The organism is Streptococcus thoraltensis DSM 12221 (genome assembly GCF_000380145.1).
Taxonomy (GTDB): domain Bacteria; phylum Bacillota; class Bacilli; order Lactobacillales; family Streptococcaceae; genus Streptococcus; species Streptococcus thoraltensis.
In genome coordinates, this window is sequence record NZ_KB904609.1 from 27,579 (window position 1) to 47,627 (window position 20,049).

Here is a 20,049-nt window from a genome sequence, read left to right on the forward strand (position 1 = left end):
GGAAATTTATGAATACAAAAGTTAGAAAAGCCATCATTCCAGCTGCCGGTCTTGGAACCCGCTTCCTACCAGCTACTAAGGCTCTTGCTAAAGAAATGCTACCTATTGTTGATAAACCAACGATTCAATTCATCGTTGAGGAAGCCCTTAAATCTGGTATTGAAGAAATTTTAGTTGTCACTGGTAAAGCCAAACGCTCCATTGAAGATCACTTCGATTCAAATATCGAACTTGAACACAATCTGGAACAAAAAGGAAAAAATGACTTGCTCAAGTTGGTGAATGACACTACCGCTATCAACTTACATTTCATTCGTCAAAGTCACCCTCGTGGACTTGGAGATGCCGTTCTTCAAGCTAAAGCTTTTGTTGGTAACGAACCTTTCGTTGTCATGCTTGGTGATGACCTTATGGATATTACAGATGACAAAGCGCTTCCTTTGACCAAACAATTGATTAAAGATTTTGAAGAGACACATGCTTCTACTATCGCCGTTATGCCTGTCCCTCACGAAGACGTTTCATCTTATGGTGTTATTGCGCCACATAAAGAGGTTCGTAAAGGACTTTATAGCGTTGATACATTTGTTGAAAAACCCGCTCCTGAGGAAGCTCCAAGTGATTTAGCTATTATCGGACGTTACCTTCTGACACCGGAGATTTTTGCGATTTTAGAAAATCAAGCGCCTGGTGCTGGAAATGAAGTTCAACTAACAGATGCTATCGATACACTTAACAAAACACAACGTGTTTTTGCACATGAATTTTCCGGGAACCGCTACGATGTTGGTGATAAATTTGGCTTTATGAAAACATCTATCGATTATGCCCTCAAACACCCCCAAGTCAAAGATGATTTAAAACAATACATCATCGACTTGGGAAAAGAATTAGACAGTAAAAAAGACAGTTAACAGCTATCTTTAAAAAAAATAATCTCCTTATTACTTCTAGTGATTTTGTTTTCACCAAAAGTAATAAGGAGAGTTTTTTTATATCAAATATAATATAAAGATAAGTCTTTACGAAACTTCGACATTAGAGACCAGGGCTAAGAGGTAGACTGAACCTTACTATCTTCATATTGCAGAGTAGTAAGACTCATTTTAGTTTTAAGATGATAGCATACACATGACTAAAGCATTATTGAAATATGACTATCTAAAAAAATAACCCTGTTAAAATAATGATAACTTCGGCTACTAAAGTACTTCCAAAAACTGTGATAAATGTTTGTTTAAATCCATTTTTATGATTGAGACCAGTGAGACTCAAGAAGGTTAAAAAGACTCCCGATTGTGGTACGATAGTCAGAATATTAGAGGCAACAGCTGCCACACGGTGAATCATATCAGGTGAAACACCTGCATCTAAATAGTGCTGTGCAAAGTTTGGCATAACAATTCCTAGAGCTCCAGAGGATGAACCAGTAATCGCTGACATTGCTGAAGTCAGAACTGTTAAACTAATAACAGGAGGACCTGGTATGTTTAAGATAATATCTGAAAACACTCCAAAACCTGGCGCTACCGTAACAACTGAACCGAAAGCTACCGCAGAGGCTGTGGCAAAAATGGGACCGACGGCACCACTTGCTCCGATACTAAGGGTTGCTATCTTTTGGTCAATATACCGATTAAATAGAATGAGAGCGGAGATAATCCCCGTCAAGAGTGCTACATAGATGATATTTTTCTTAACAAAGTCATCACCGATTAAACTTCCCGTTATAGCAACAAAAATCAATAAAGCTAAAGGTAAAATACTGGATACAAATGGTGGCAAATCTTTATCCTCTGTATCTTCTTCTGTATGGCTCGTATAGGTGGCATAGTTCTCACCAGCTGCCAGACTCTTATTTAGGCAGCGTTTCATGTAAAAGAGACCAAAGGCAATACAGCCAATACTTCCTAAAATACTAGGCACAAGAGCAGCAGTTAAAGAGGTATTGAGGTATTGAATTGGAATGACATTTTGAATGGCTGGCGTTCCAGGTAAAATAGTCATCGTAAAAGTCGCGATTCCTAACCAAAGTGGTATTTGAATGAGATTCCATGATAAGTCCATCTTCTTAAAGAGAGAACGTGCTAACGGAAGTACAGCAAACATTACCACAAAAAGACTGATCCCTCCATAGGTTAAAATAGCACTTATGATAAAAAGGGAGACTAAGATACGATAGGGATTCTGATAGCCAACTCTCTTTAAAATAAATTCAGCAATAGAAACCGTAGCACCACTGACTTCCATCAATTTGGCTAAAATAGATCCCAATAAGAAGATAGCAAAGTAGCTCATAATATAGCCACCAAGTGCTCCCATATAGTTGTTGGCTTCTTTTCCTAGAATTGACTCAACTAATGACATACTGTTTAAAAGTACAACTAATATTGTAGCTAAAGGAGCCGCAATAGTAATATGAATTTCCTTTAACGAAAAATAAATGATAGCGACAATCCCCACCAAGACCCCAATTGGTCCTAAAAATTCCATAATATTTCTCCTCTCACATCTAGAAGGAACAAGGGACAGAGCAACATCACCCCATCCCCTATTCTCTTAATTCAGACTGAATAGACGGCTTATTGAGCAGTATAACCACCATCTAGAATACATGCTTGACCAGTAACGCCTTTAGCTTTATCGCTTGCAAGGAAAGAAACATAATCAGCGATTTCTTGGACATCAATTAAACGTTTTTGAGGTACTAATGGATACAATACTTGTTCCAATACATTTTCAAGTGGAATATTACGTGTTTTTGAAAGATCCTCAAATTGACCACGAACGAGTGGTGTATCCACGTAACCTGGACAAATAGCATTTACAGTAATACCTGAATCAGCTGCTTCAAGAGCTGCTACTTTTGTTAGGCCAAGCAAACCATGTTTTGCTGAGTTATAAGCTGTCTTTCCAGCAAAACCAATCACACCATTGATAGAAGCCATGTTGATGACACGACCAAACCCTTGTTTTTTCATCGTTGGAAAAGCACGTTTGATAGCGATAAATGGTGCTGTCAGCATCACCTTCAACATGAATTCATATTTTGCTGTTGGAAAATTTTCAATCATTGCAACGTGTTGTAAACCAGCATTGTTAACCAAAATATCTAAACGGCCATGTTTTTCAATCGTATAGTCAATAGCTTGATTAATAGCTTCTTCATTAGTCACATCACATAAAACCGAATCAGCTGCTAACCCTTGTGTTGTGTATTCATCAACAACCGCTTCTAATTTTTCTTGGTTGATGTCTGAAAAGACAACAATCTTACCTTCTTTTAAGAATGTTTCACCGATTTGTTTGCCAATACCACTTGCTGCACCCGTTACAAATACTACTTGTTTAGACATAATTATTTCCTCACTTTATTTATCTATTGTTTTTTAGTTTTGAGTAAAGATTAACTTAGCTTCCGTTGCTTCTTGAACTTCTTCAAAAGAATAATCTGGATGAATTTCTTCTACAACAATTCCATCTGTAGTAACGCTAAAGACACCCATTTCTGTGACAATCTTATCAACAACTCCTGTGGCCGTCAAAGGCAGAGAACATTCTTTCAAAATTTTCCATTTGCCTTTATTGGTATGCTCCATCGCAACAATCACCTTTTTGGCACCGACTAACAAGTCCATAGCACCACCCATTCCGGGAACCATTTTCCCAGGAATCAGATAATTGGCAATATTACCTTTCTCATCAATTTGCAAAGCTCCTAGAACTGTTGCGTCTACATGTCCACCTCGGATAATCCCAAACGATGTACTACTGTCAAAGAAGGCTCCACCAGCTGTTATTCCAACGGGCTGACCACCCGCATTCACAATGGTAGGATCAATATCATCACCCGCCTTATCTAAGCCAACAAAACCATTTTCTGACTGCAACATGATTGTTATACCTTCTGGTAAGAAGCTAGCAACCTTGGTTGGCAATCCTATCCCCAGGTTAACCAAGGAATTATTTGGAAGTTCGAGAGCTACACGTTTTGCAATACGTTCTTGAATTTCTTCTTTGCTTAATTCTTTCACCATTTGGACTACTCTCCTTCCACTAGATAATCAACAAAGATACTTGGTGTCTGAACCGCAATTGGTTCAATGTCACCTACTGGTACAATGTCACGGGCTTCAACAATTGTAATAGCTGCATTTGCTGCCATAACTTGGTTAAAGTTATTTTCAGAGCCTTTGTAGCATAGGTTACCTAGTTCGTCAGCTTTATCTGCAAAAATCAATGCCACATCTGCTTTCAGAGGTAATTCTAGTAAATAATCTTTGTCATCGACATGTAATTTTTGTTTTCCTTCTTCCACCAAGGTTCCAATACCTGTTGGTGTCAAAAAACCTCCGAGTCCAAAGGCTCCTGAACGGATTCTTTCTGCTAAAGTTCCCTGTGGTACTAAGTCAATTACTGTTTCACCAGCAGTCATTTGACGTCCTGCTTCCTTATTTAAACCAATATGAGAGGCAATAATTTTAGAAAATTGATGCTGAGCCACCATCTTGCCAACACCTTTATCAGGGAAGCCTGCATCGTTACAGATAAGCGTTAAATTTTTAACACCTTTTTCAACCAAGGCGTCAATTAAACGTTCAGGGCTTCCATTAGTCATAAAACCACCAACCATGATTGTATCGCCATCTTTTACAAGACTGACAGCTTCTGCCAAGCTCATTCGTTTTTTCATGAAACTATCTCCTTTTATTTTTCAATCAACAAGGATGTTCCTTGACCACCACCGATACAAAGTGTAGCCAATCCCTTATGCACTTGACGTTTTTCCATTTCATGTAGAAGTGTTACCAAGATACGTGCTCCACTGGCACCAATTGGGTGTCCTAAAGCGATAGCGCCACCATTGACATTGACAATATCAGGATTCAGACCAAGTTCATCAACAACACTGATAGCTTGAGAAGCAAAAGCTTCGTTAGCCTCAATCAATTCTAAGTCCTCTACGGTCCAACCTACTTTGGCAAGAGCTTTCTGAGTTGATGGAATTGGCCCAGTCCCCATAACTTCTGGTGCTACCCCTGCACTTGCATAACCCTTGATTGTTCCCAAAATCGGAAGACCTAATTCTTCAGCCTTATCGCGACTCATCAGTAGAACAGCTGCAGCACCATCATTGAGACCTGATGCGTTCCCCGCAGTAACAGTGCCTGAACCGTCGCGAACAAAGGCTGGGCGCAAAGCACTTAGTTTTTCAAATGTGGTATCTGCTTTGATGTATTCGTCTTCTGTCACTACAATAGGATCACCTTTTCGCTGAGGAACCGGAACTGGTACAATCTCTTCTAAAAAGCGATTTTTAGATTGAGCTGTCGACGCTTTCTGTTGGCTAGATAGAGCAAATCTATCTTGTTCTTCACGACTAATATCATAATTTTTGGCAATATTTTCTGCTGTAATCCCCATATGGTAACCGTGAAAGGCATCAGTCAATCCGTCATTAACCATGGTATCAATGATCTTTCCATCACCTAATCGGCCACCCCATCGATAATCTTTAAGCACATAACTTGTTTGACTCATGCTTTCTGTGCCACCTGCAATAACAATTTCCGAATCACCACAAATAATGCTTTGAGCAGCTAATTCAATGGATTTAAGACCTGAACCACATACCATATCAACGGTGAAGGCTGGTTTGTCATTTGGAATGCCAGCAGTTACCGCTACCTGCCTTGCAACATTTTGCCCAAGTCCTGCATGGAGGACATTTCCGAAAATAATTTCATCAATTTGCTCAGGTTTCAAACCTGACTTTTCTAATAAACCTTCTACAACAATTTTCCCTAATTGAACAGCTGAGACTGATTTAAAGGCACCACCGAATGAGCCAATAGGTGTTCTTACAGCTGAAGTGATAATAACTTCTTTAACCAATTTGTAATTCTCCAATCTAAATTTTAAGAAAGCGCTTTCTGTTTTTACGGTTTTATTGTATCGCTCTTGAAAACGTTTGTAAAATTCGATTTTTTTATATGATTATAAATTAAATTTATCATTTTTTATTGACAGCTATAAAAATATTGCTTAAGATAAAGACAACAAAGAGATATTAAAAAGAAAGGAAGAAATAATTAGAATGGATATTAAACATTTACGCTTTTTTATTGCCATTGTTGAGAATAATTTCAATCTCAGCCGGACTGCCAAACAACTTTATATTTCTCAACCCGCACTCAGCATCATGATCACTGATTTTGAAGAAAAACAAGGGATTAAACTTTTTAATAAAAAGTACAATAAAATTCTTGGCTTGACGATGACGGGGAAACAATTTTATGAGGATTCTTTAGAAGTTGTTCGCAAATATGATGAAATGCATCACAACCTGTTTGCTACCGATCAAAAAGTAGAAGGTAATATCACTATTGGGATCCCGCCACTCATTTTATCAGTGGTTTTTTCAAAGATCATGCCGGAAATCATCCTAGAAAATCCCAATATTCACTTTAACATCAAAGAATTTGGAGCCAATCGCCTCCGTCAAGAATTAATTTTGGAGAATGTGGACATTGCTGTCCTTCTCCATCCTGAGAGGATTGCTGCAAACACGATTGATTCTTTCAAGATTCAGGAATCTGAACTTTGCGCTTTTGTATCTAGGGATCATCATTTAGCCAATAAAAAAATCCTGACCTGGTCAGAACTTCATAATGAAAAATTAGCTATTTTTGACAAAACCTTTATGATTCATCACTTAATCAAAGAAAAATGCCAATATACGAACATAAACCCTCAAATTGTTTTGGAATCCGCTTCATGGGACTTTTTGGTCAACTCTACTCGGATTAATCCGCAACTGTTGACCATCATTCCTAAGCAAACGATGCACAATTATGTCCTCCAAGACATTGTCGCAATTCCAATGGAAAATCCTATTCCATGGAAAGTTATGGTTAGTCGCCTGAAGAAAAACAACTATTCTGCTATCGAAGAATATATATTTAACAAAATTCTCGAAAAATTTCACGTGCTTTAGTAGTATAGTCAAATGAATTAACTTTCAGACAAGGAACTGAGACGCGGACAGTACTTGAGTACGGCAAGTCGAAAGTGACGATGTATCAAAGTTAATTCAAAAGACTATATCTCAAATGCTCTAACATTTAGTAGTGTCACTCAGTTCTTAAATCAACTCTTGAAAAATCGATTTAAACAAGAGCAATCAAATACGATTAAAAGAGGCTGACTCTAGGATTTCAAAAACTATAGTTACTTTGCTAACCCCTGTACGATGCACATAAGCTGTGCTTGCCTGATTTCCTAAGTTAAATAATCACTTTCTCTGACTATTGGAACTAGCTACATCTCAGCTCCAATAGTTATGTCATCAAAGCGCTTATTTTTTGACGACATAACTTCGTTCGAACTCTAGTAAATCTCATAAAATTTTACCTTGTTTGGCTCATCTTGTTGATAGATCATTTGACCATACTGTCTTATGTCCAACTAACAACCAGAAACACGCCAGTGGTATGTTTACTCATCGAGGTAAGATTCTAATTTTAGGCACAAAAAAAGAGCACACACCTGACTTCGCTTAGGGCTGCTGGATTCCTCCCCTGACCCACTTCACGCACAAGTGTTGCTCCACTATTAGTATATCATATTTTTACTTTATTGCAAATCGCTTTTTCTTCAACCACAGCGTAAACACAAAGAAAATACATAAAAGAATGCTCTTATGACATGCACTTTTTCAAAATATTTTCGTAGAATTCAGAATCTCACATAGGTATTGCCTCATTTTCATCTCTCTTATGGCAAAATATCACTCTAAAAAATATAAATTCTATGAAAATATACTAACCAACAACGAAACTTTCTTCATGCGTTGTTTGTCGTGTCTTGGGCTTCTTTAGCCAGTCGTTTGGCTGCTTTCTTTTTTTCTCGTCCCTGACGGAAAAATGTCTGCATAATGGCGGCACAATCTTCCTGTAAAACCCCAGCTTCTACCTCAACCCGATGATTGAGACGCTGATCTGTCAAGATGTCGTAGAGACTTCCCGCGGCACCAAATTTCTGGTTGGGCGCTCCATAAATGACTTGCGGAATGCGAGCAAGCCCAATAGCACCGCTACACATGACACAAGGTTCAATCGTTACAAACAGGGTTGCCTCAAGCAATCGCCAATTCCCAACTGTCTGATTAGCTTCTTGGATGGCCATAACCTCCGCGTGCATGATGGCCTGATTGAGTTCTTCACGCGCATTATGCCCACGCCCAATAATTTGACCACCTTTGACAATAACACAGCCGATGGGAATCTCTTCCTTGGCTAAGGATTTTTCTGCTTCTCTCAAAGCCTCTTGCATAAAGTAGGCTTTTTCTTTTTCTGTAAATTCTTGCATCAGAGATATCCCAAATCCCATGATTTGTGAGGTTCAGCTAGTTCTACTGGAATAGCACCTGCATGGCGCTGCGCTTCTTGACGAAGGATTTCCAAGTGGTTGTCTGGATCAACACCTTCTGGAGCCACAGGTGGCATATGGGTTAGGACGAGTTTTTTGACACCTGCTTGCACAGCAATCTCACCTGCTTCTTTGCTTGTCAAATGAGCGGGATGCTTTTCATTGCCTTCATAAAGGTAAACATCTGCCAAGAACAAGTCCGCCCCTTCTACAAAATCTGATAATGCTTCAAAAAATCCTGTATCAGCCGTGAAAAGCAGGATTTGTCCTGTCTCACGCTCGACAATGCGAAAGGCATAACAGACAACCGGGTGAACCGTCCTGATAAAGGTAATATCAAAAGGCCCAATACTCTGGGTGCCATCAGTGTCGTAGGCAATTCCTTTTGAAACATCTGGCAGGGTTAACTTGTTAAATTCAGACTCATCTTCATTGTGAGCATAGATGGGAAGAACTGTTGGTTCCCATAAATGTTTTGGGTAGAGCTGACGATAATGACGCAGAACACCCAAGTCAGCTACATGGTCTGGGTGATAGTGAGAAATCAAGACAGCATCTAAATCCAACGGGCTGATTTCTTTTTCTAATTCATTTAAAGCACGTGAACCCGCATCCATAAGCAGTTGGAAGCCATCATGTCCCGTCAATAGATAGGACGTCGTTCCTTCATCTTTATAAGGGTAACCACCCCAGCATCCAAGCGTTGTAACTTTCATCTGAAAAACCACCTTTCTCTAACCTTATTATATCAAAAAATCACTTTATGATGAGTTTATCAAAATGGGTTAAATCCACGTCTTGTTAGCAAAAAAGAATATAAAGCGTTACAAGGAGCATGATAATAGAGCCATAACGAATCCACTTGAGATACTTTGGACGCTGATAAACCGCTACTGTATCGGGGACTTTAGGAAAAATAGCAAAGCTAAAAAACCAAATGACTTGTCCGATTGTTGCCCAATTATCAATTTTTAAAACAACTCCCATAACTGCTAAAATAACAACGATTAAACATAAACGGTTGAATTGTTGCCAGAAAGTCCAGTTTTTGATCTTAAACATCTTCTCTCCTTCTAGGCTAGTCATTAAATATTTGAATTTGCGGCCACTTTTGTCGCCAATCTTTCTTAGCCATACGTTCTTGATAAACCCTCATGCGCTTGCTTGATGCTTTAAAATGCGACGTTGGATGAATCTCAAAACGACTGATAACTTCTAAACCATAGGGAGCAAAAAGTTCCAATTTATTATCGACCAATCGCAGCGCCACTGCTGTTGCTGTTTCTGGGTATTTTCTGATAGCATCTCTAGTTGACACATAAGGATCCGTCTCAGGATTATGTCCATGCATATAAACTTGATTTTTGACCTCCCAAGAATAAGCCGGACAAGCTGCTTTCAAGATGTCTTGAATGGATAGGGTGTGTTGGTAAGATATATCTGGATCATAGAAAACCACATCTAAATCAGTTTCAGAATCAAATCCTGGTCGACCACAATGAAGGTTCCAAATATAATTCCGAATTGCCCCAGCTGCTAGCCAAGAATCCTTTAGGTCTAAACCAGCAATAACCCTTAATATGCTCATCATTTTTTGATCCGATTGAATCACTTTTAGAAATTCTTTCTCTATCATGATTCTATTATATCAAAAAGCCTTGACAGGATTGCCAAGACTTGTCATGTTAATTTTCTTTCGTTAGAATTTCCAAAGTTTCAATCAAGTTATCTTGATGAACTTCAATACTGTCACCGGTTGCTTTGATTTTAACTTCAACGATGCCGTCAGCTGCTTTCTTACCAACCGTCACACGGATTGGAAGACCAATTAAGTCACTGTCAGAGAATTTTGAACCGACACGTTCGTTACGGTCATCTGTTAGAACTTCATATCCCTTAGCCATCAAAGTGCTTTCGATGCTTTGAGTCAATTCGTTGGCAAGTTCATCTTTTGTATTGACTGTAATCAAATGAACATCAAATGGTGCCAACTCTTTAGGGAAATTGATACCCCAAGCAAAGCGATAGTCACCTTTTGGTGTTTTGTTGACAAAGAGACGGGCATGTTGCTCGATAACAGCTGACAAGATGCGACTAACACCGATGCCATAACATCCCATGACGATTGGTGTTGCACGACCATTTTCATCAAGAATGTTTGCCCCCATGCTGTCTGAATAACGCGTACCAAGTTTAAAAATATGTCCGATCTCGATACCGCGCGCAAATTGAAGCGTGCCTTTACCGTCTGGAGATACTTCCCCTTCTTTGACTTCACGAATATCAACGTATTCTGCTTGGAAGTCGCGTTCAGCATTGACACCAGTCAAGTGGAAACCATCTTGGTTAGCTCCAGTAACAACGTTGGCAGTATTTTGCACCTTGCGGTCAGCAATGATACGAATGCTTTCTGGAAGGTTGACTGGTCCAAGTGAGCCAAAACCAGCTCCAAATATTGGGCGAACCTCATCTTCGGCAGCAGTCTCAAGGAAATCAGCCCCTAGGTAGTTTTTCAATTTGATGTCATTGACTTGGTCGTTACCAACAAGAAGAGCAACGACAAGTTCGCCATCAGCCTTAAATACTAGGGTTTTAAGCGTTTCTTCTTCATTGACATCAAGGAATGCTGCCACATCATCAATCGTCTTACAATTTGGTGTTTCCACTTGAACGAGTGACTCTTGTGAAACTACTTTTGAAGTTGTCTTAAATTCATTGGTCGCCATTTCAATATTGGCAGCGTAAGTAGATTCTGTTGAGTAGGCAATGGTGTCTTCTCCAGAAACCAACCACGAAGCCAATTCTTCCTTAATTTTTTCCAAAACATCTTCTGGGATGTCTTGGATAGATGGGATGGATTTATCCAAAATCAACCAACGATCTAAGTCTGTGCGATCAGGTGTAACAGCCATAAACTCTTGAGAGTCTTTGCCGCCCATCGCACCACCATCACCGATAATACCTTTAAAATCAAGACCTGAACGTGTAAAGATAGCTTCATAGGCTTGACGGTATGCTTCATAAGCTATATCAAGGTCTTCGTAGTCCTTATGGAAGCTATAGCCGTCTTTCATGATAAACTCACGCGTACGAAGGAGACCGTTACGTGGACGTTTTTCATCACGGTATTTAGACTGGATTTGATAAAGGTTAAGTGGCAATTGTTTATAAGATTTTACCGAATCACGAACTAAATAAGTAAGGGTTTCTTCATGGGTTGGTCCCAAAATAAAGTCTGATTTATCACGGTTTTTGAGTTTGTATAAGTCCTCACCGTAAGTGTCGTAACGACCAGACTCGCGCCAAAGGTCAGCTGTTAAAAGAGCTGGTGCTAACATTTCAACGGCACCAATTTTTTCAAATTCTTGACGCATGATGGTTTTGAATTTTTCAATAACACGGTTAGCCAATGGTAAATAAGCATAAATACCAGCAGAAACTTGACGGACATAACCAGCACGCACCATAAGAGCGTGACTGATAACTTGAGCATCACTAGGCATCTCGCGAAGCGTAGGAATAAGCATATTAGATTGTTTCATAATTAAGATATAAAGCCCATAAAATGCAAGATAAGATAGGAAAACTGACATAGCGTGAAACACACGAGACAGCTTATCTTTTGAATACAGCATTCAGGGCATGTTCATTTTGAAATCAAAACGAACACTTTTCCTTTCTGTTTTACGTTAATGATTTTTATCGACTTATTAGAAGAAGGCTCTCATGATGTCATTCCAGGTTACAGCAATCATCAAGATCACCATAATACCGACACCAGCTAGCGTGATATAAGTTTCAACTTCTTGGCTGAGTGGCTTGCGGCGGATGGCTTCAATGATATTGATAAAAATTTTACCGCCATCAAGAGCTGGAATGGGGATCAGATTAAAAATACCCAAGTTGATAGACAGCATTGCCATCAATGATAAAATGCTAAGCAATCCATTCTTGGCAGCTTGATTGGACATCTGATACATGGCAACAGGACCACCTAGTTTATTCAAGCTAAAGTTGGTAATCAAGTTTTTTAGAGCACGAACGATGATGGTCGCACCTTTCCAAGATTCCTGAAGTCCACCAGCAATTTTATCCATAAATCTTGTCTTTAAGCCTGGCATGACACCTATGAGGTAGGTTCCATTTGACTTTTTCGGACTGATTTGAAGTTTGCGCTCTTTGCCTTCAGCTGTGGCTACCAAAACATCAATACGCCCATCTTTTTTCAAGTGACGTGTATTCTTTTCAACAGCTTTTGTCAAATCTTTCCAATTAGATACTTGCATTGAGCCAATTTGCAAAATACGATCTCCGTTTTGAACACCAGCTACCTGCATAGCACCACCATCTGTCACTCGAACTTGGTTGCTATCCTGATTTGGAGCCCCACCTTGGACAAACATCATAACAATAAATACCAGAGCTCCTAAAATGAAGTTGTTCATTGGACCAGCAAAATTGGTCATCATGCGTCCCCAAACAGTCGCATTTTGGTACTGGACATCAAGGGGAGCAATGCGAACCTCTGTTCCGTCTTCTTCGATGATTGTAGCGTCGTGATCAACTGAATAGGTTCTCGTTTCATCTAGGACAAGACCTGTAATAGTAAGTTTGTCTTCCAAGTCATAATCTGTAACATTCATGGGAAGACTTGTCTGCTCTAGATGTTTCTGAGATAGATTTATCCGCTTCACCAGTCCATCTTTATTCAGTGTTAGTGTAATTGGTGTACCCGTTTTTATTTCAGTCGTATCATCTCCCCAACCAGCCATTCTGACATAACCGCCTAAAGGGAGGGCTCGAATGGTATATGCCGTACCATCTTTACCTATATGGGCAAAAATTTTAGGTCCCATACCGACTGCGAATTCACGGACTAAAATACCAGATTTTTTGGCAAAATAGAAGTGACCAAACTCATGAACAACAACTAAAATCCCAAAAATAACAATAAAAGCTAATAATCCCTGCATAAGACTTACTCCTTTTCAGTCTAAAATAGTCCAAATAAGTGCATGATCGGAAAGACAAAGATCATACTATCAAAGCGATCGAGAATTCCTCCGTGTCCAGGAATAAGATTACCAGAATCCTTCACTGAAAAACGACGTTTGATGGCACTTTCCACTAAATCACCGAATTGCGCAAAAATGCTAAAGACGGCGACTAAAATAAGCATAACGAAGAAATGATGTGGCGCATAAACATCTTTATCAAAGAGCATAAAGAATAAAGAAACCACTACTGCAGATAGGATACCGCCTAAGCTGCCTTCGATTGTCTTGTTTGGAGATACTTTGGGAAGTAATTTTCGCTGTCCGAATCGACGCCCAATTAAGTAAGCACCTGTATCGGTAGCCCAAACAATAAACAAGGCTAAGAAAACTTTGTCTAAACCAGCCATTCGAGCATTAACTAGATTTTGAAAACCAATCCCGACATATAAGCTAGAAAGCATGGGAAAAGCTGCATCATCAAAAGCATACGTATCGCTTGCAATAACTGTTCCCGCTAAGATGAAGAACATGACCAAACCAAAGATAGTAAAGCTACCATCGACAGGTAAGAATGTTAGGTAATTTTGTAGAGGGACGACTAGTGAAAATGCTGCCAGCATTGCCAATACTCCCTCGAACGAAAAGACTTCCAATCGTCTCATGCGGAGAAGTTCCGAAACAGCAATCATGGCTAGAACACCAATAAATAACTGAAAGGGCAAATCTCCAATCAACAAGAAGGGAACAAAGACTGCTAAGGCAATAGCTCCCCAAATCACACGTTGTTTCATTAAAAATTCCTTTCTGGATTACAGGCCACCAAATCGACGGTGCCTGCGGTTATAATCTGAAATAGCTTCTTTAAGGGCAGATTCATCAAAATCTGGCCACAGCTTATTAGTGAAATAGAGCTCACTGTAGGCAATCTGCCAAGGGAGAAAATTACTTGTGCGCAACTCTCCACTTGTACGAATGACCAAGTCAGGGTCACGATATAGGTACGGCAGATGACTGGTCATCAAGTGTCCTGATATGAGATCTTCAGTAATATCACCAGGATTTAAGCGAGCATCTAAAACTTCCTGAGCTATTTCACGAACGGTTTCCACAATCTCTGCTCTACCGCCATAATTAAGAGCAAAATTAAGGACCAGTCCAGAATTATGTCTCGTTTTCTCTAATGCTTTTTCAAGAGCTGCAAGTGTCTCTTTAGGTAGGCGATGACGCTCTCCAATCATCTGAATACGAACATTATTCTTGTGCAATTCTGGAACATATTTATCAAAGAATTCGACCGGAAGATTCATGATAAATTTCACCTCATCTTCTGGACGCGACCAGTTTTCTGTCGAGAAAGCATAAACTGTCAAAACTTTGACACCTAACTCAGAAGCAGCAATCGTGACTTTTTGCAAAGCATTCATCCCTGCCTTATGCCCCATGACTCTTGGTTGGAGACGTTTTTTAGCCCAACGACCATTGCCATCCATAATAATCCCAATATGTTTCGGAATCTTGTCAAGAATCAATTCCGTATTTTTTCGTTTTAATCCAAACATCTGTCTTCCTTCATCAAAGCATAATCATCTTATTTTACCATATTTTAAGCCTATTTAGCCATGTTTTATATCATCCTTCTCGAGAAATGCTGATCTTCAATGAAAATCAGACTAGGCGACACAGATAGCAGATAAATCTGATTTCCATCAAGTCAAGAGTGTTTTAATTTACTGTTCACTGAATAGTAATCTAGCAAATCATGTGACTTATCCTTGTATAGTCTTTAGAATTTCCTTTAAGACATCGTCACTTTCGACTTGCCCTACTCAAGTACTGTCCACGTCTCAATTCCTTGTCTCAAAGTTAATTCATTTGACTATAAAAATAAAAAAAGCGACAAAAGATAAGTTTTTTTAAAACCACTTTTGTCACCATTAGATTAATATATTGCTAAGATCATTAGCGTCTTCAATCCAGCCAATAGACTTTCTAGTCATCACGCAATACAAATTAGCTTGGTTCAATTGCTGAATCTTCTGCCATATCAGTTTTTACTGCTGGCTCATTAACAAGTCCGATTTCACCTGGAATATCTCCAACTTTTGTCACCACGCGCTTGATAGCTGATAATTCAAATGTTAGATACACTCCATCAATATCAAGAACAATTTTTTGTTCCGCACGATTGACTTCATCAACGACTCCATAAAGACCACCGATGGTAACAACTTCGTCACCTTTAGTGAGGGCATTCATTTGATCTTGACGCTGTTTAGCTGCTTTTTTCTGTTGACGAGTTGTCAAATACATCATCCCCGCCATGATAACGACCATAATTAGTAATGTTGGCATCCTTATTCTCCTCCAAGTATAGATTACTTACCATTATAGTAAAAAAAGAGCCAACAAACAAGGTTAGCTCGCTATTCTTTTAAAATCAGCCTAAAGTCTTAGCCAATAAAGTCAAGAATTTCTTCTTCAGAAAGTGATGAATCGCAAATCACACGTACTTGACCATTTTCAGCCACAAGAAGACCTGGAACAGTCTTAATACCATATTTATCACGGAGGGCTTGGATGTTGTCACCTTGTGAAAAATCTTCCGAGTGGAGATAATTGACGCTTAGACGATTATCCTTAGCAACCTTAGTTAATTTTGGCTCAAAACGTTGACAGTATGGACACGTTGGTCGACCAATAAAAAGAATGAACTTTTCTTGATTCTTGATAGCATCCTCAGCAGCCACTGCTGAAATAGGGTTAAAAGCTGATGCAAATTCTGACATGTTAAATCCTCACTTTACTTAGTTTTCCTACATTTTACACCTAAAAAAGAAGAGATTCAATTATCTGAAACGAGTCTCTTCTTTTTCTTGTCACTATTTATTTTGGCTAATCATCATAACCATGCGGATGGTTTGAGTGCCATGCCCAAGCTGTTTCGATGATTTTGTCGATATTATCAAATTGTGGTTGCCAGCCAAGAACCTCACGCGCTTTGCTTGATTCTGCAATTAGGCTGTCCGGATCACCTGGACGACGAGCTGCCATTTCAAGTGGAATCTCCTTGCCTGTCACACGGCGAGCCGCTTCAACGATTTCAAGATTTGAAAATCCTGTTGATGAACCAAGGTTAAAGGCAGTTGATTCCTTGCCTTCACGGAGATACTTCACTGCTAAAAGGTGGGCATCAGCCAAGTCAAATGGGTGGACGTAGTCACGGACATTAGTCCCATCTTTAGTGTCATAATCCGATCCAAAGATTGAAATTTTCTCCCGTTGACCAAGAGCGACTTGAAGCACAATAGGCAAGAGATGAGTTTCTGGACGATGGTCTTCACCGATAGAACCGTCTGGCTTATCACCAGCAACATTGAAGTAACGAAGAGGCACAAACTTGATACCATAAGCTTGATCCGCCCACTTCATAATCGACTCCATCATGAGTTTGCTTTCACCGTATGGGTTAATAGGTCTCTGCGGTGTGGTTTCTTTAATTGGCAATTCTTCTGGAATACCGTAGGTAGCCGCTGTTGAAGAAAAGACGATATTTTTCACGCCACATTCATTCATGACTTCTAAGAGTTTGACCATGCCAACTGTGTTGTTATCAAAGTATTTCAAAGGATCTGCCATGGATTCTGCAACTAGTGAGAAAGCTGCAAAGTGGATAACGGCATCAATGTCAGGATTTTCCTTAAAGACTTGACGCATAAAATCTTGATCAGCCAAGTTACCTTCATAAAACTTAGCTTTTGGATGAACAGCTGCACGATGCCCTGTCACCAAATTATCCACAACAATAACGTTTTCATCTGTTGTTTCTACCAAACGATCGACCATGTGAGAGCCAATATAACCAGCTCCACCTAAAACTAATATTCCCATAATTCCCCTATCTTTCTAAACTTCGACAATACCAATACTTTCCACAAAACGCATAAAGTCTGCTTGATTTTTATAGACGCCTGCATCTTCTAAAACTCGTGCAAAGGTGTGTCCCACTGCTTGATAGACAATTTCTTGCACGTTTTCTGGACTGACTTCTGGGTGTTCATCTTTCAACTGGTCAGCCCAGTTTTTATGATAGTCTGCTATTTCATTGTACTGGTTGAGGAGGTATTTTTCAACTTCTAAAAGTTCGTCTTTGAGTCTCGGTGGCAAGATAGCCAGACCCATAACTTCAATCAAACCGATATTTTCTTTTTTGATATGTTGAACATCGGCATGAGGATGATAGATGCCATCTGGATGTTCTGGTGACGTGTGATTGTCACGCAAAACCAAATCCAATTGGAAACGACCATTTTTACGACGAGCAATAGGCGTGATTGTGTGATGTGGTGTGTCACCTGTGTAGGCGATAATCTCTGCCTTACTATCACTATAATCGCGCCAAGCTAAACGAATCTGCTCTGCCAAGGCTACCAAATCTGCTTTGCTATCTGCAGTTAAGCGCAACACCGACATGGGCCAATTAACAATACCAGCTTCAATCCTTTCAAATCCTTTAAATGTGAAGGATTTGACTGTTTCTGCCACTTCCATCGGAAAAACGTGACGACCTGCTTGATAGTGATTATGAGTCAAGATAGAACCACCAACAATTGGCAGGTCTGCATTTGATCCGACAAAATACCCCGGTAGCAAATCAACAATATCCAAAAGTTGTTCAAAGGTTTTTTGACTAATGACCATGGGCACATGTTGCGTATTTAAAACGATGCTATGCTCATTAAAGTAGGCATAAGGTGAATACTGGAAGCCCCATTCTTCGTCGCCTAAGGGTAAGCGAATAATACGGTGATTGGCGCGTGCGGGATGATCCAAGCGTCCCTGATAACCTTCATTTTCCATACAGAGTTGACATTTGGGATAACTAGAACTTTTCATGAGCTTTGCCGCAGCGATAGCTTTAGGATCCTTCTCAGGCTTTGATAAATTGATGGTGATTTCTAAATCGCCGTATTTAGATGGGGTTTTAAAGGCGATATTTTTGGAAATAGCTGCCAACTTGATGTAGTCATTTCTTTGAGAAAGGGCGTAAAAGTCAGCGATAGCTTTTTCTGGTGATTGTTCATAAGTTTCCCAAAAGTTTTTGTTGACCTTGCTTGGAATAGGTGTGATAAAATTCATCAATTCAGCACCCAGAGAGTCTCTTTCTTCAAGCAGAGCACCTACTTTGCCGTTTGCCACAGCCAAGTCAAGCAAGTCTTCCTTCAAATCAATCAAGGTCTTTGACTGACTGTCAGGATTTCCACTAACCTCACCAACGAGGGCTAAAACGCGATTAAAAAGGTAAAGGGCATCTTGTTCAGTATAGTCGCCAAGTTCAATGACCTTGGCAACAAATGCATCAATAACTGTCATGATTTACTTTCTTTCTAGAACGTGTGAACCACCGGCAATCTCAGCGATGTAAAATTCAGGGGCATAACCAACAACCTCGGTGTAGATTTTACCAACATTTTCTTTAAAATCATCTACCTTATCTTTGGCAACAATGGCAATTCCACAACCGCCAAAACCTGCTCCTGTCATTCGAGCTCCTAAGACACCTTCTTGCTCCCAAGCTGTGTGTGCCAGAGTATCTAATTCGAGACCTGTCACTTGGTAGTCGTGTTCGAGTGACACGTGTGAAGCGTTGATGAGACGTCCAAAACTTTGCAAATCACCTGAAACTAGGGCCTCTTTAGCGTTAAGCGTGCGTTGATTTTCAAGAACGGCGTGGCGGGCACGTTTAAGACGGTTTTCATCTTTGATGAGATAGGCGTACTGGTCGAAGGTGTCAGCATCCAATTCGCCAAGAGTCTGAATATCCAATTCTTTATTTAACTCTTCAACCGCTTTTTCGCATTCAGAACGTCGTTCGTTATATTTAGAATCCGCTAATTCACGGCGTTTGTTGGTGTTCATGATGACAATGACATTGTCTCCAAGATCAAGTGGTACAAGGTCATATTCTAGCGTATTGGTGTCTAGGTAGATAGCTTTTTTATCTGCACCCATACCAATGGCAAACTGATCCATGATACCTGAATTGACACCGATAAAGTCATTTTCCGTTTGTTTACCAATTTTTACTAAATCAAGACGATCTAAGTTCAAGCCAAAGAGTTCTTCTACGACTATCCCTGTCAAAAGCTCCAAAGATGCTGATGAAGAAAGCCCTGAACCATTAGGAATATTGCCATAGACGTAAAGCTCAAAGCCAGTATCAATGGTGTGACCAGCTTCTTGTAAGAATTTGATGACACCTTTAGGGTAGTTAGTCCAATAATCTGCTTTATCAAAGACCAAATCATTCAAATCGACTTCAATAATACCTAAATCATCAAAGTTAGCTGAATAAAAGCGTAATGTCTTGTCGTCACGCTTACGAGCAGCCCCGTAGGTTCCTAAGGTAATAGCCGCTGGAAACACATGACCGCCATTGTAATCGGTGTGTTCGCCAATCAAATTAATACGACCTGGTGAAAAGAAGGTTGCATCAGCTTTCATACCAAAAATGTCAGTAAAAGCCTGCTTTAAATCTTGTGATTTCATGTGAGAGTCTCCTTTTATGATTTCTTGATTTTATTGTAATCTTAGCCAGATGGCTTTACAATATTTTTACTAAATT

Annotated in this window: 20 protein-coding genes and 1 other RNA gene; 2 read left to right on the top strand and 19 right to left on the bottom strand. The window is 39.7% G+C overall.

Features of this window, described 5'->3' with window-relative positions; all coding sequences use genetic code 11:
* The first annotated feature begins 8 nt into the window (after window positions 1–8).
* Window positions 9–914, top strand: a complete 906-nt coding sequence (gene galU / locus A3IA_RS0107065; RefSeq protein ID WP_018380625.1) for a UTP--glucose-1-phosphate uridylyltransferase GalU — start codon at window positions 9–11, stop codon at window positions 912–914.
* 247 nt (window positions 915–1,161) lie between these two features.
* Here galU and A3IA_RS0107070 read toward each other — a convergent pair whose 3' ends face one another.
* The 5 genes from A3IA_RS0107070 to A3IA_RS0107090 all read right to left on the bottom strand — a co-directional run bounded on the left by A3IA_RS0107070 (window position 1,162) and on the right by A3IA_RS0107090 (window position 5,895).
* Complete coding sequence (locus A3IA_RS0107070) at window positions 1,162–2,493, bottom strand: GntP family permease (protein WP_018380626.1); 1,332 nt, start codon at window positions 2,491–2,493, stop codon at window positions 1,162–1,164.
* Window positions 2,494–2,582: 89 nt separating this feature from the next.
* Window positions 2,583–3,356 (bottom strand): 3-hydroxybutyrate dehydrogenase, encoded by a 774-nt coding sequence (locus A3IA_RS0107075; protein WP_018380627.1) that lies wholly within the window; start codon window positions 3,354–3,356, stop codon window positions 2,583–2,585.
* A 33-nt stretch (window positions 3,357–3,389) separates the two neighbouring features.
* Entirely contained in the window at window positions 3,390–4,037 is a 648-nt protein-coding gene (locus A3IA_RS0107080) for a 3-oxoacid CoA-transferase subunit B (RefSeq protein WP_018380628.1), read from the bottom strand.
* A gap of 5 nt (window positions 4,038–4,042) precedes the next feature.
* Window positions 4,043–4,693, bottom strand: a complete 651-nt coding sequence (locus tag A3IA_RS0107085; protein WP_018380629.1) for a CoA transferase subunit A — start codon at window positions 4,691–4,693, stop codon at window positions 4,043–4,045.
* A 14-nt stretch (window positions 4,694–4,707) separates the two neighbouring features.
* On the bottom strand, window positions 4,708–5,895 hold the full coding sequence (locus tag A3IA_RS0107090; RefSeq protein WP_018380630.1) for an acetyl-CoA C-acetyltransferase: 1,188 nt from the start codon (window positions 5,893–5,895) through the stop codon (window positions 4,708–4,710).
* A 202-nt stretch (window positions 5,896–6,097) separates the two neighbouring features.
* On the opposite strand from A3IA_RS0107090, the gene A3IA_RS0107095 reads away from it, so the two are divergent.
* Entirely contained in the window at window positions 6,098–6,997 is a 900-nt protein-coding gene (locus A3IA_RS0107095) for a LysR family transcriptional regulator (RefSeq protein ID WP_018380631.1), read from the top strand.
* 527 nt (window positions 6,998–7,524) lie between these two features.
* On the opposite strand, the gene ffs is transcribed toward A3IA_RS0107095, so the two are convergent.
* The 14 genes from ffs to A3IA_RS0107160 form a co-directional block, all read right to left on the bottom strand.
* Window positions 7,525–7,620: signal recognition particle sRNA small type (ffs, locus tag A3IA_RS12680), an RNA gene on the bottom strand.
* Window positions 7,621–7,845: 225 nt separating this feature from the next.
* The gene (gene tadA, locus A3IA_RS0107100; protein ID WP_018380632.1) at window positions 7,846–8,370 is read right to left on the bottom strand and encodes a tRNA adenosine(34) deaminase TadA; all 525 of its coding nucleotides are present in this window, start codon (window positions 8,368–8,370) and stop codon (window positions 7,846–7,848) included.
* Window positions 8,370–9,146 carry an MBL fold metallo-hydrolase gene (locus A3IA_RS0107105; RefSeq protein ID WP_018380633.1) on the bottom strand — a complete coding sequence of 259 codons (777 nt, stop codon included), beginning with the start codon at window positions 9,144–9,146 and terminating at the stop codon, window positions 8,370–8,372. Before A3IA_RS0107105 ends, tadA begins: the two co-directional genes overlap by 1 nt.
* Window positions 9,147–9,231: 85 nt before the next feature.
* On the bottom strand, window positions 9,232–9,492 hold the full coding sequence (locus tag A3IA_RS0107110; RefSeq protein ID WP_018380634.1) for a hypothetical protein: 261 nt from the start codon (window positions 9,490–9,492) through the stop codon (window positions 9,232–9,234).
* A 16-nt stretch (window positions 9,493–9,508) separates the two neighbouring features.
* Window positions 9,509–10,066, bottom strand: a complete 558-nt coding sequence (locus A3IA_RS0107115) for a nucleotidyltransferase family protein (protein WP_039827937.1) — start codon at window positions 10,064–10,066, stop codon at window positions 9,509–9,511.
* A gap of 49 nt (window positions 10,067–10,115) precedes the next feature.
* Window positions 10,116–11,972, bottom strand: a complete 1,857-nt coding sequence (locus tag A3IA_RS0107120) for a proline--tRNA ligase (protein WP_026217610.1) — start codon at window positions 11,970–11,972, stop codon at window positions 10,116–10,118.
* Window positions 11,973–12,140: 168 nt separating this feature from the next.
* Window positions 12,141–13,403, bottom strand: a complete 1,263-nt coding sequence (gene rseP / locus A3IA_RS0107125; protein WP_018380637.1) for an RIP metalloprotease RseP — start codon at window positions 13,401–13,403, stop codon at window positions 12,141–12,143.
* Window positions 13,404–13,423: 20 nt separating this feature from the next.
* Window positions 13,424–14,218 (bottom strand): phosphatidate cytidylyltransferase, encoded by a 795-nt coding sequence (locus A3IA_RS0107130; RefSeq protein ID WP_018380638.1) that lies wholly within the window; start codon window positions 14,216–14,218, stop codon window positions 13,424–13,426.
* An 18-nt stretch (window positions 14,219–14,236) separates the two neighbouring features.
* Complete coding sequence (locus tag A3IA_RS0107135) at window positions 14,237–14,986, bottom strand: undecaprenyl pyrophosphate synthase (RefSeq protein WP_018380639.1); 750 nt, start codon at window positions 14,984–14,986, stop codon at window positions 14,237–14,239.
* Between the two features lie 451 nt (window positions 14,987–15,437).
* Window positions 15,438–15,779 (bottom strand): preprotein translocase subunit YajC, encoded by a 342-nt coding sequence (gene yajC, locus A3IA_RS0107140; RefSeq protein WP_018380640.1) that lies wholly within the window; start codon window positions 15,777–15,779, stop codon window positions 15,438–15,440.
* 98 nt (window positions 15,780–15,877) lie between these two features.
* Window positions 15,878–16,213 carry a DUF6568 family protein gene (locus A3IA_RS0107145; protein WP_018380641.1) on the bottom strand — a complete coding sequence of 112 codons (336 nt, stop codon included), beginning with the start codon at window positions 16,211–16,213 and terminating at the stop codon, window positions 15,878–15,880.
* Window positions 16,214–16,319: 106 nt separating this feature from the next.
* Window positions 16,320–17,315 (bottom strand): UDP-glucose 4-epimerase GalE, encoded by a 996-nt coding sequence (gene galE, locus A3IA_RS0107150; protein ID WP_018380642.1) that lies wholly within the window; start codon window positions 17,313–17,315, stop codon window positions 16,320–16,322.
* 15 nt (window positions 17,316–17,330) lie between these two features.
* Entirely contained in the window at window positions 17,331–18,800 is a 1,470-nt protein-coding gene (gene galT / locus A3IA_RS0107155) for a UDP-glucose--hexose-1-phosphate uridylyltransferase (protein ID WP_211209173.1), read from the bottom strand.
* Window positions 18,801–19,973 (bottom strand): galactokinase, encoded by a 1,173-nt coding sequence (locus A3IA_RS0107160; RefSeq protein ID WP_018380644.1) that lies wholly within the window; start codon window positions 19,971–19,973, stop codon window positions 18,801–18,803.
* Between the last annotated feature and the right edge of the window lie 76 nt (window positions 19,974–20,049).

Coding starts and splice junctions, on each gene's coding strand:
- galE (WP_018380642.1), bottom strand. CDS start 17,315: ATGGGAATATTAGTTTTAGGTGGAGCTGGTTATATTGGCTCTCACATG.
- A3IA_RS0107070 (WP_018380626.1), bottom strand. CDS start 2,493: ATGGAATTTTTAGGACCAATTGGGGTCTTGGTGGGGATTGTCGCTATC.
- yajC (WP_018380640.1), bottom strand. CDS start 15,779: ATGCCAACATTACTAATTATGGTCGTTATCATGGCGGGGATGATGTAT.
- A3IA_RS0107080 (WP_018380628.1), bottom strand. CDS start 4,037: ATGGTGAAAGAATTAAGCAAAGAAGAAATTCAAGAACGTATTGCAAAA.
- A3IA_RS0107110 (WP_018380634.1), bottom strand. CDS start 9,492: ATGTTTAAGATCAAAAACTGGACTTTCTGGCAACAATTCAACCGTTTA.
- A3IA_RS0107095 (WP_018380631.1), top strand. CDS start 6,098: ATGGATATTAAACATTTACGCTTTTTTATTGCCATTGTTGAGAATAAT.
- A3IA_RS0107085 (WP_018380629.1), bottom strand. CDS start 4,693: ATGAAAAAACGAATGAGCTTGGCAGAAGCTGTCAGTCTTGTAAAAGAT.
- A3IA_RS0107135 (WP_018380639.1), bottom strand. CDS start 14,986: ATGTTTGGATTAAAACGAAAAAATACGGAATTGATTCTTGACAAGATT.
- A3IA_RS0107075 (WP_018380627.1), bottom strand. CDS start 3,356: ATGTCTAAACAAGTAGTATTTGTAACGGGTGCAGCAAGTGGTATTGGC.
- A3IA_RS0107130 (WP_018380638.1), bottom strand. CDS start 14,218: ATGAAACAACGTGTGATTTGGGGAGCTATTGCCTTAGCAGTCTTTGTT.
- A3IA_RS0107160 (WP_018380644.1), bottom strand. CDS start 19,973: ATGAAATCACAAGATTTAAAGCAGGCTTTTACTGACATTTTTGGTATG.
- A3IA_RS0107145 (WP_018380641.1), bottom strand. CDS start 16,213: ATGTCAGAATTTGCATCAGCTTTTAACCCTATTTCAGCAGTGGCTGCT.
- rseP (WP_018380637.1), bottom strand. CDS start 13,403: ATGCAGGGATTATTAGCTTTTATTGTTATTTTTGGGATTTTAGTTGTT.
- galU (WP_018380625.1), top strand. CDS start 9: ATGAATACAAAAGTTAGAAAAGCCATCATTCCAGCTGCCGGTCTTGGA.
- A3IA_RS0107115 (WP_039827937.1), bottom strand. CDS start 10,066: ATGATAGAGAAAGAATTTCTAAAAGTGATTCAATCGGATCAAAAAATG.
- A3IA_RS0107105 (WP_018380633.1), bottom strand. CDS start 9,146: ATGAAAGTTACAACGCTTGGATGCTGGGGTGGTTACCCTTATAAAGAT.
- A3IA_RS0107120 (WP_026217610.1), bottom strand. CDS start 11,972: ATGAAACAATCTAATATGCTTATTCCTACGCTTCGCGAGATGCCTAGT.
- tadA (WP_018380632.1), bottom strand. CDS start 8,370: ATGCAAGAATTTACAGAAAAAGAAAAAGCCTACTTTATGCAAGAGGCT.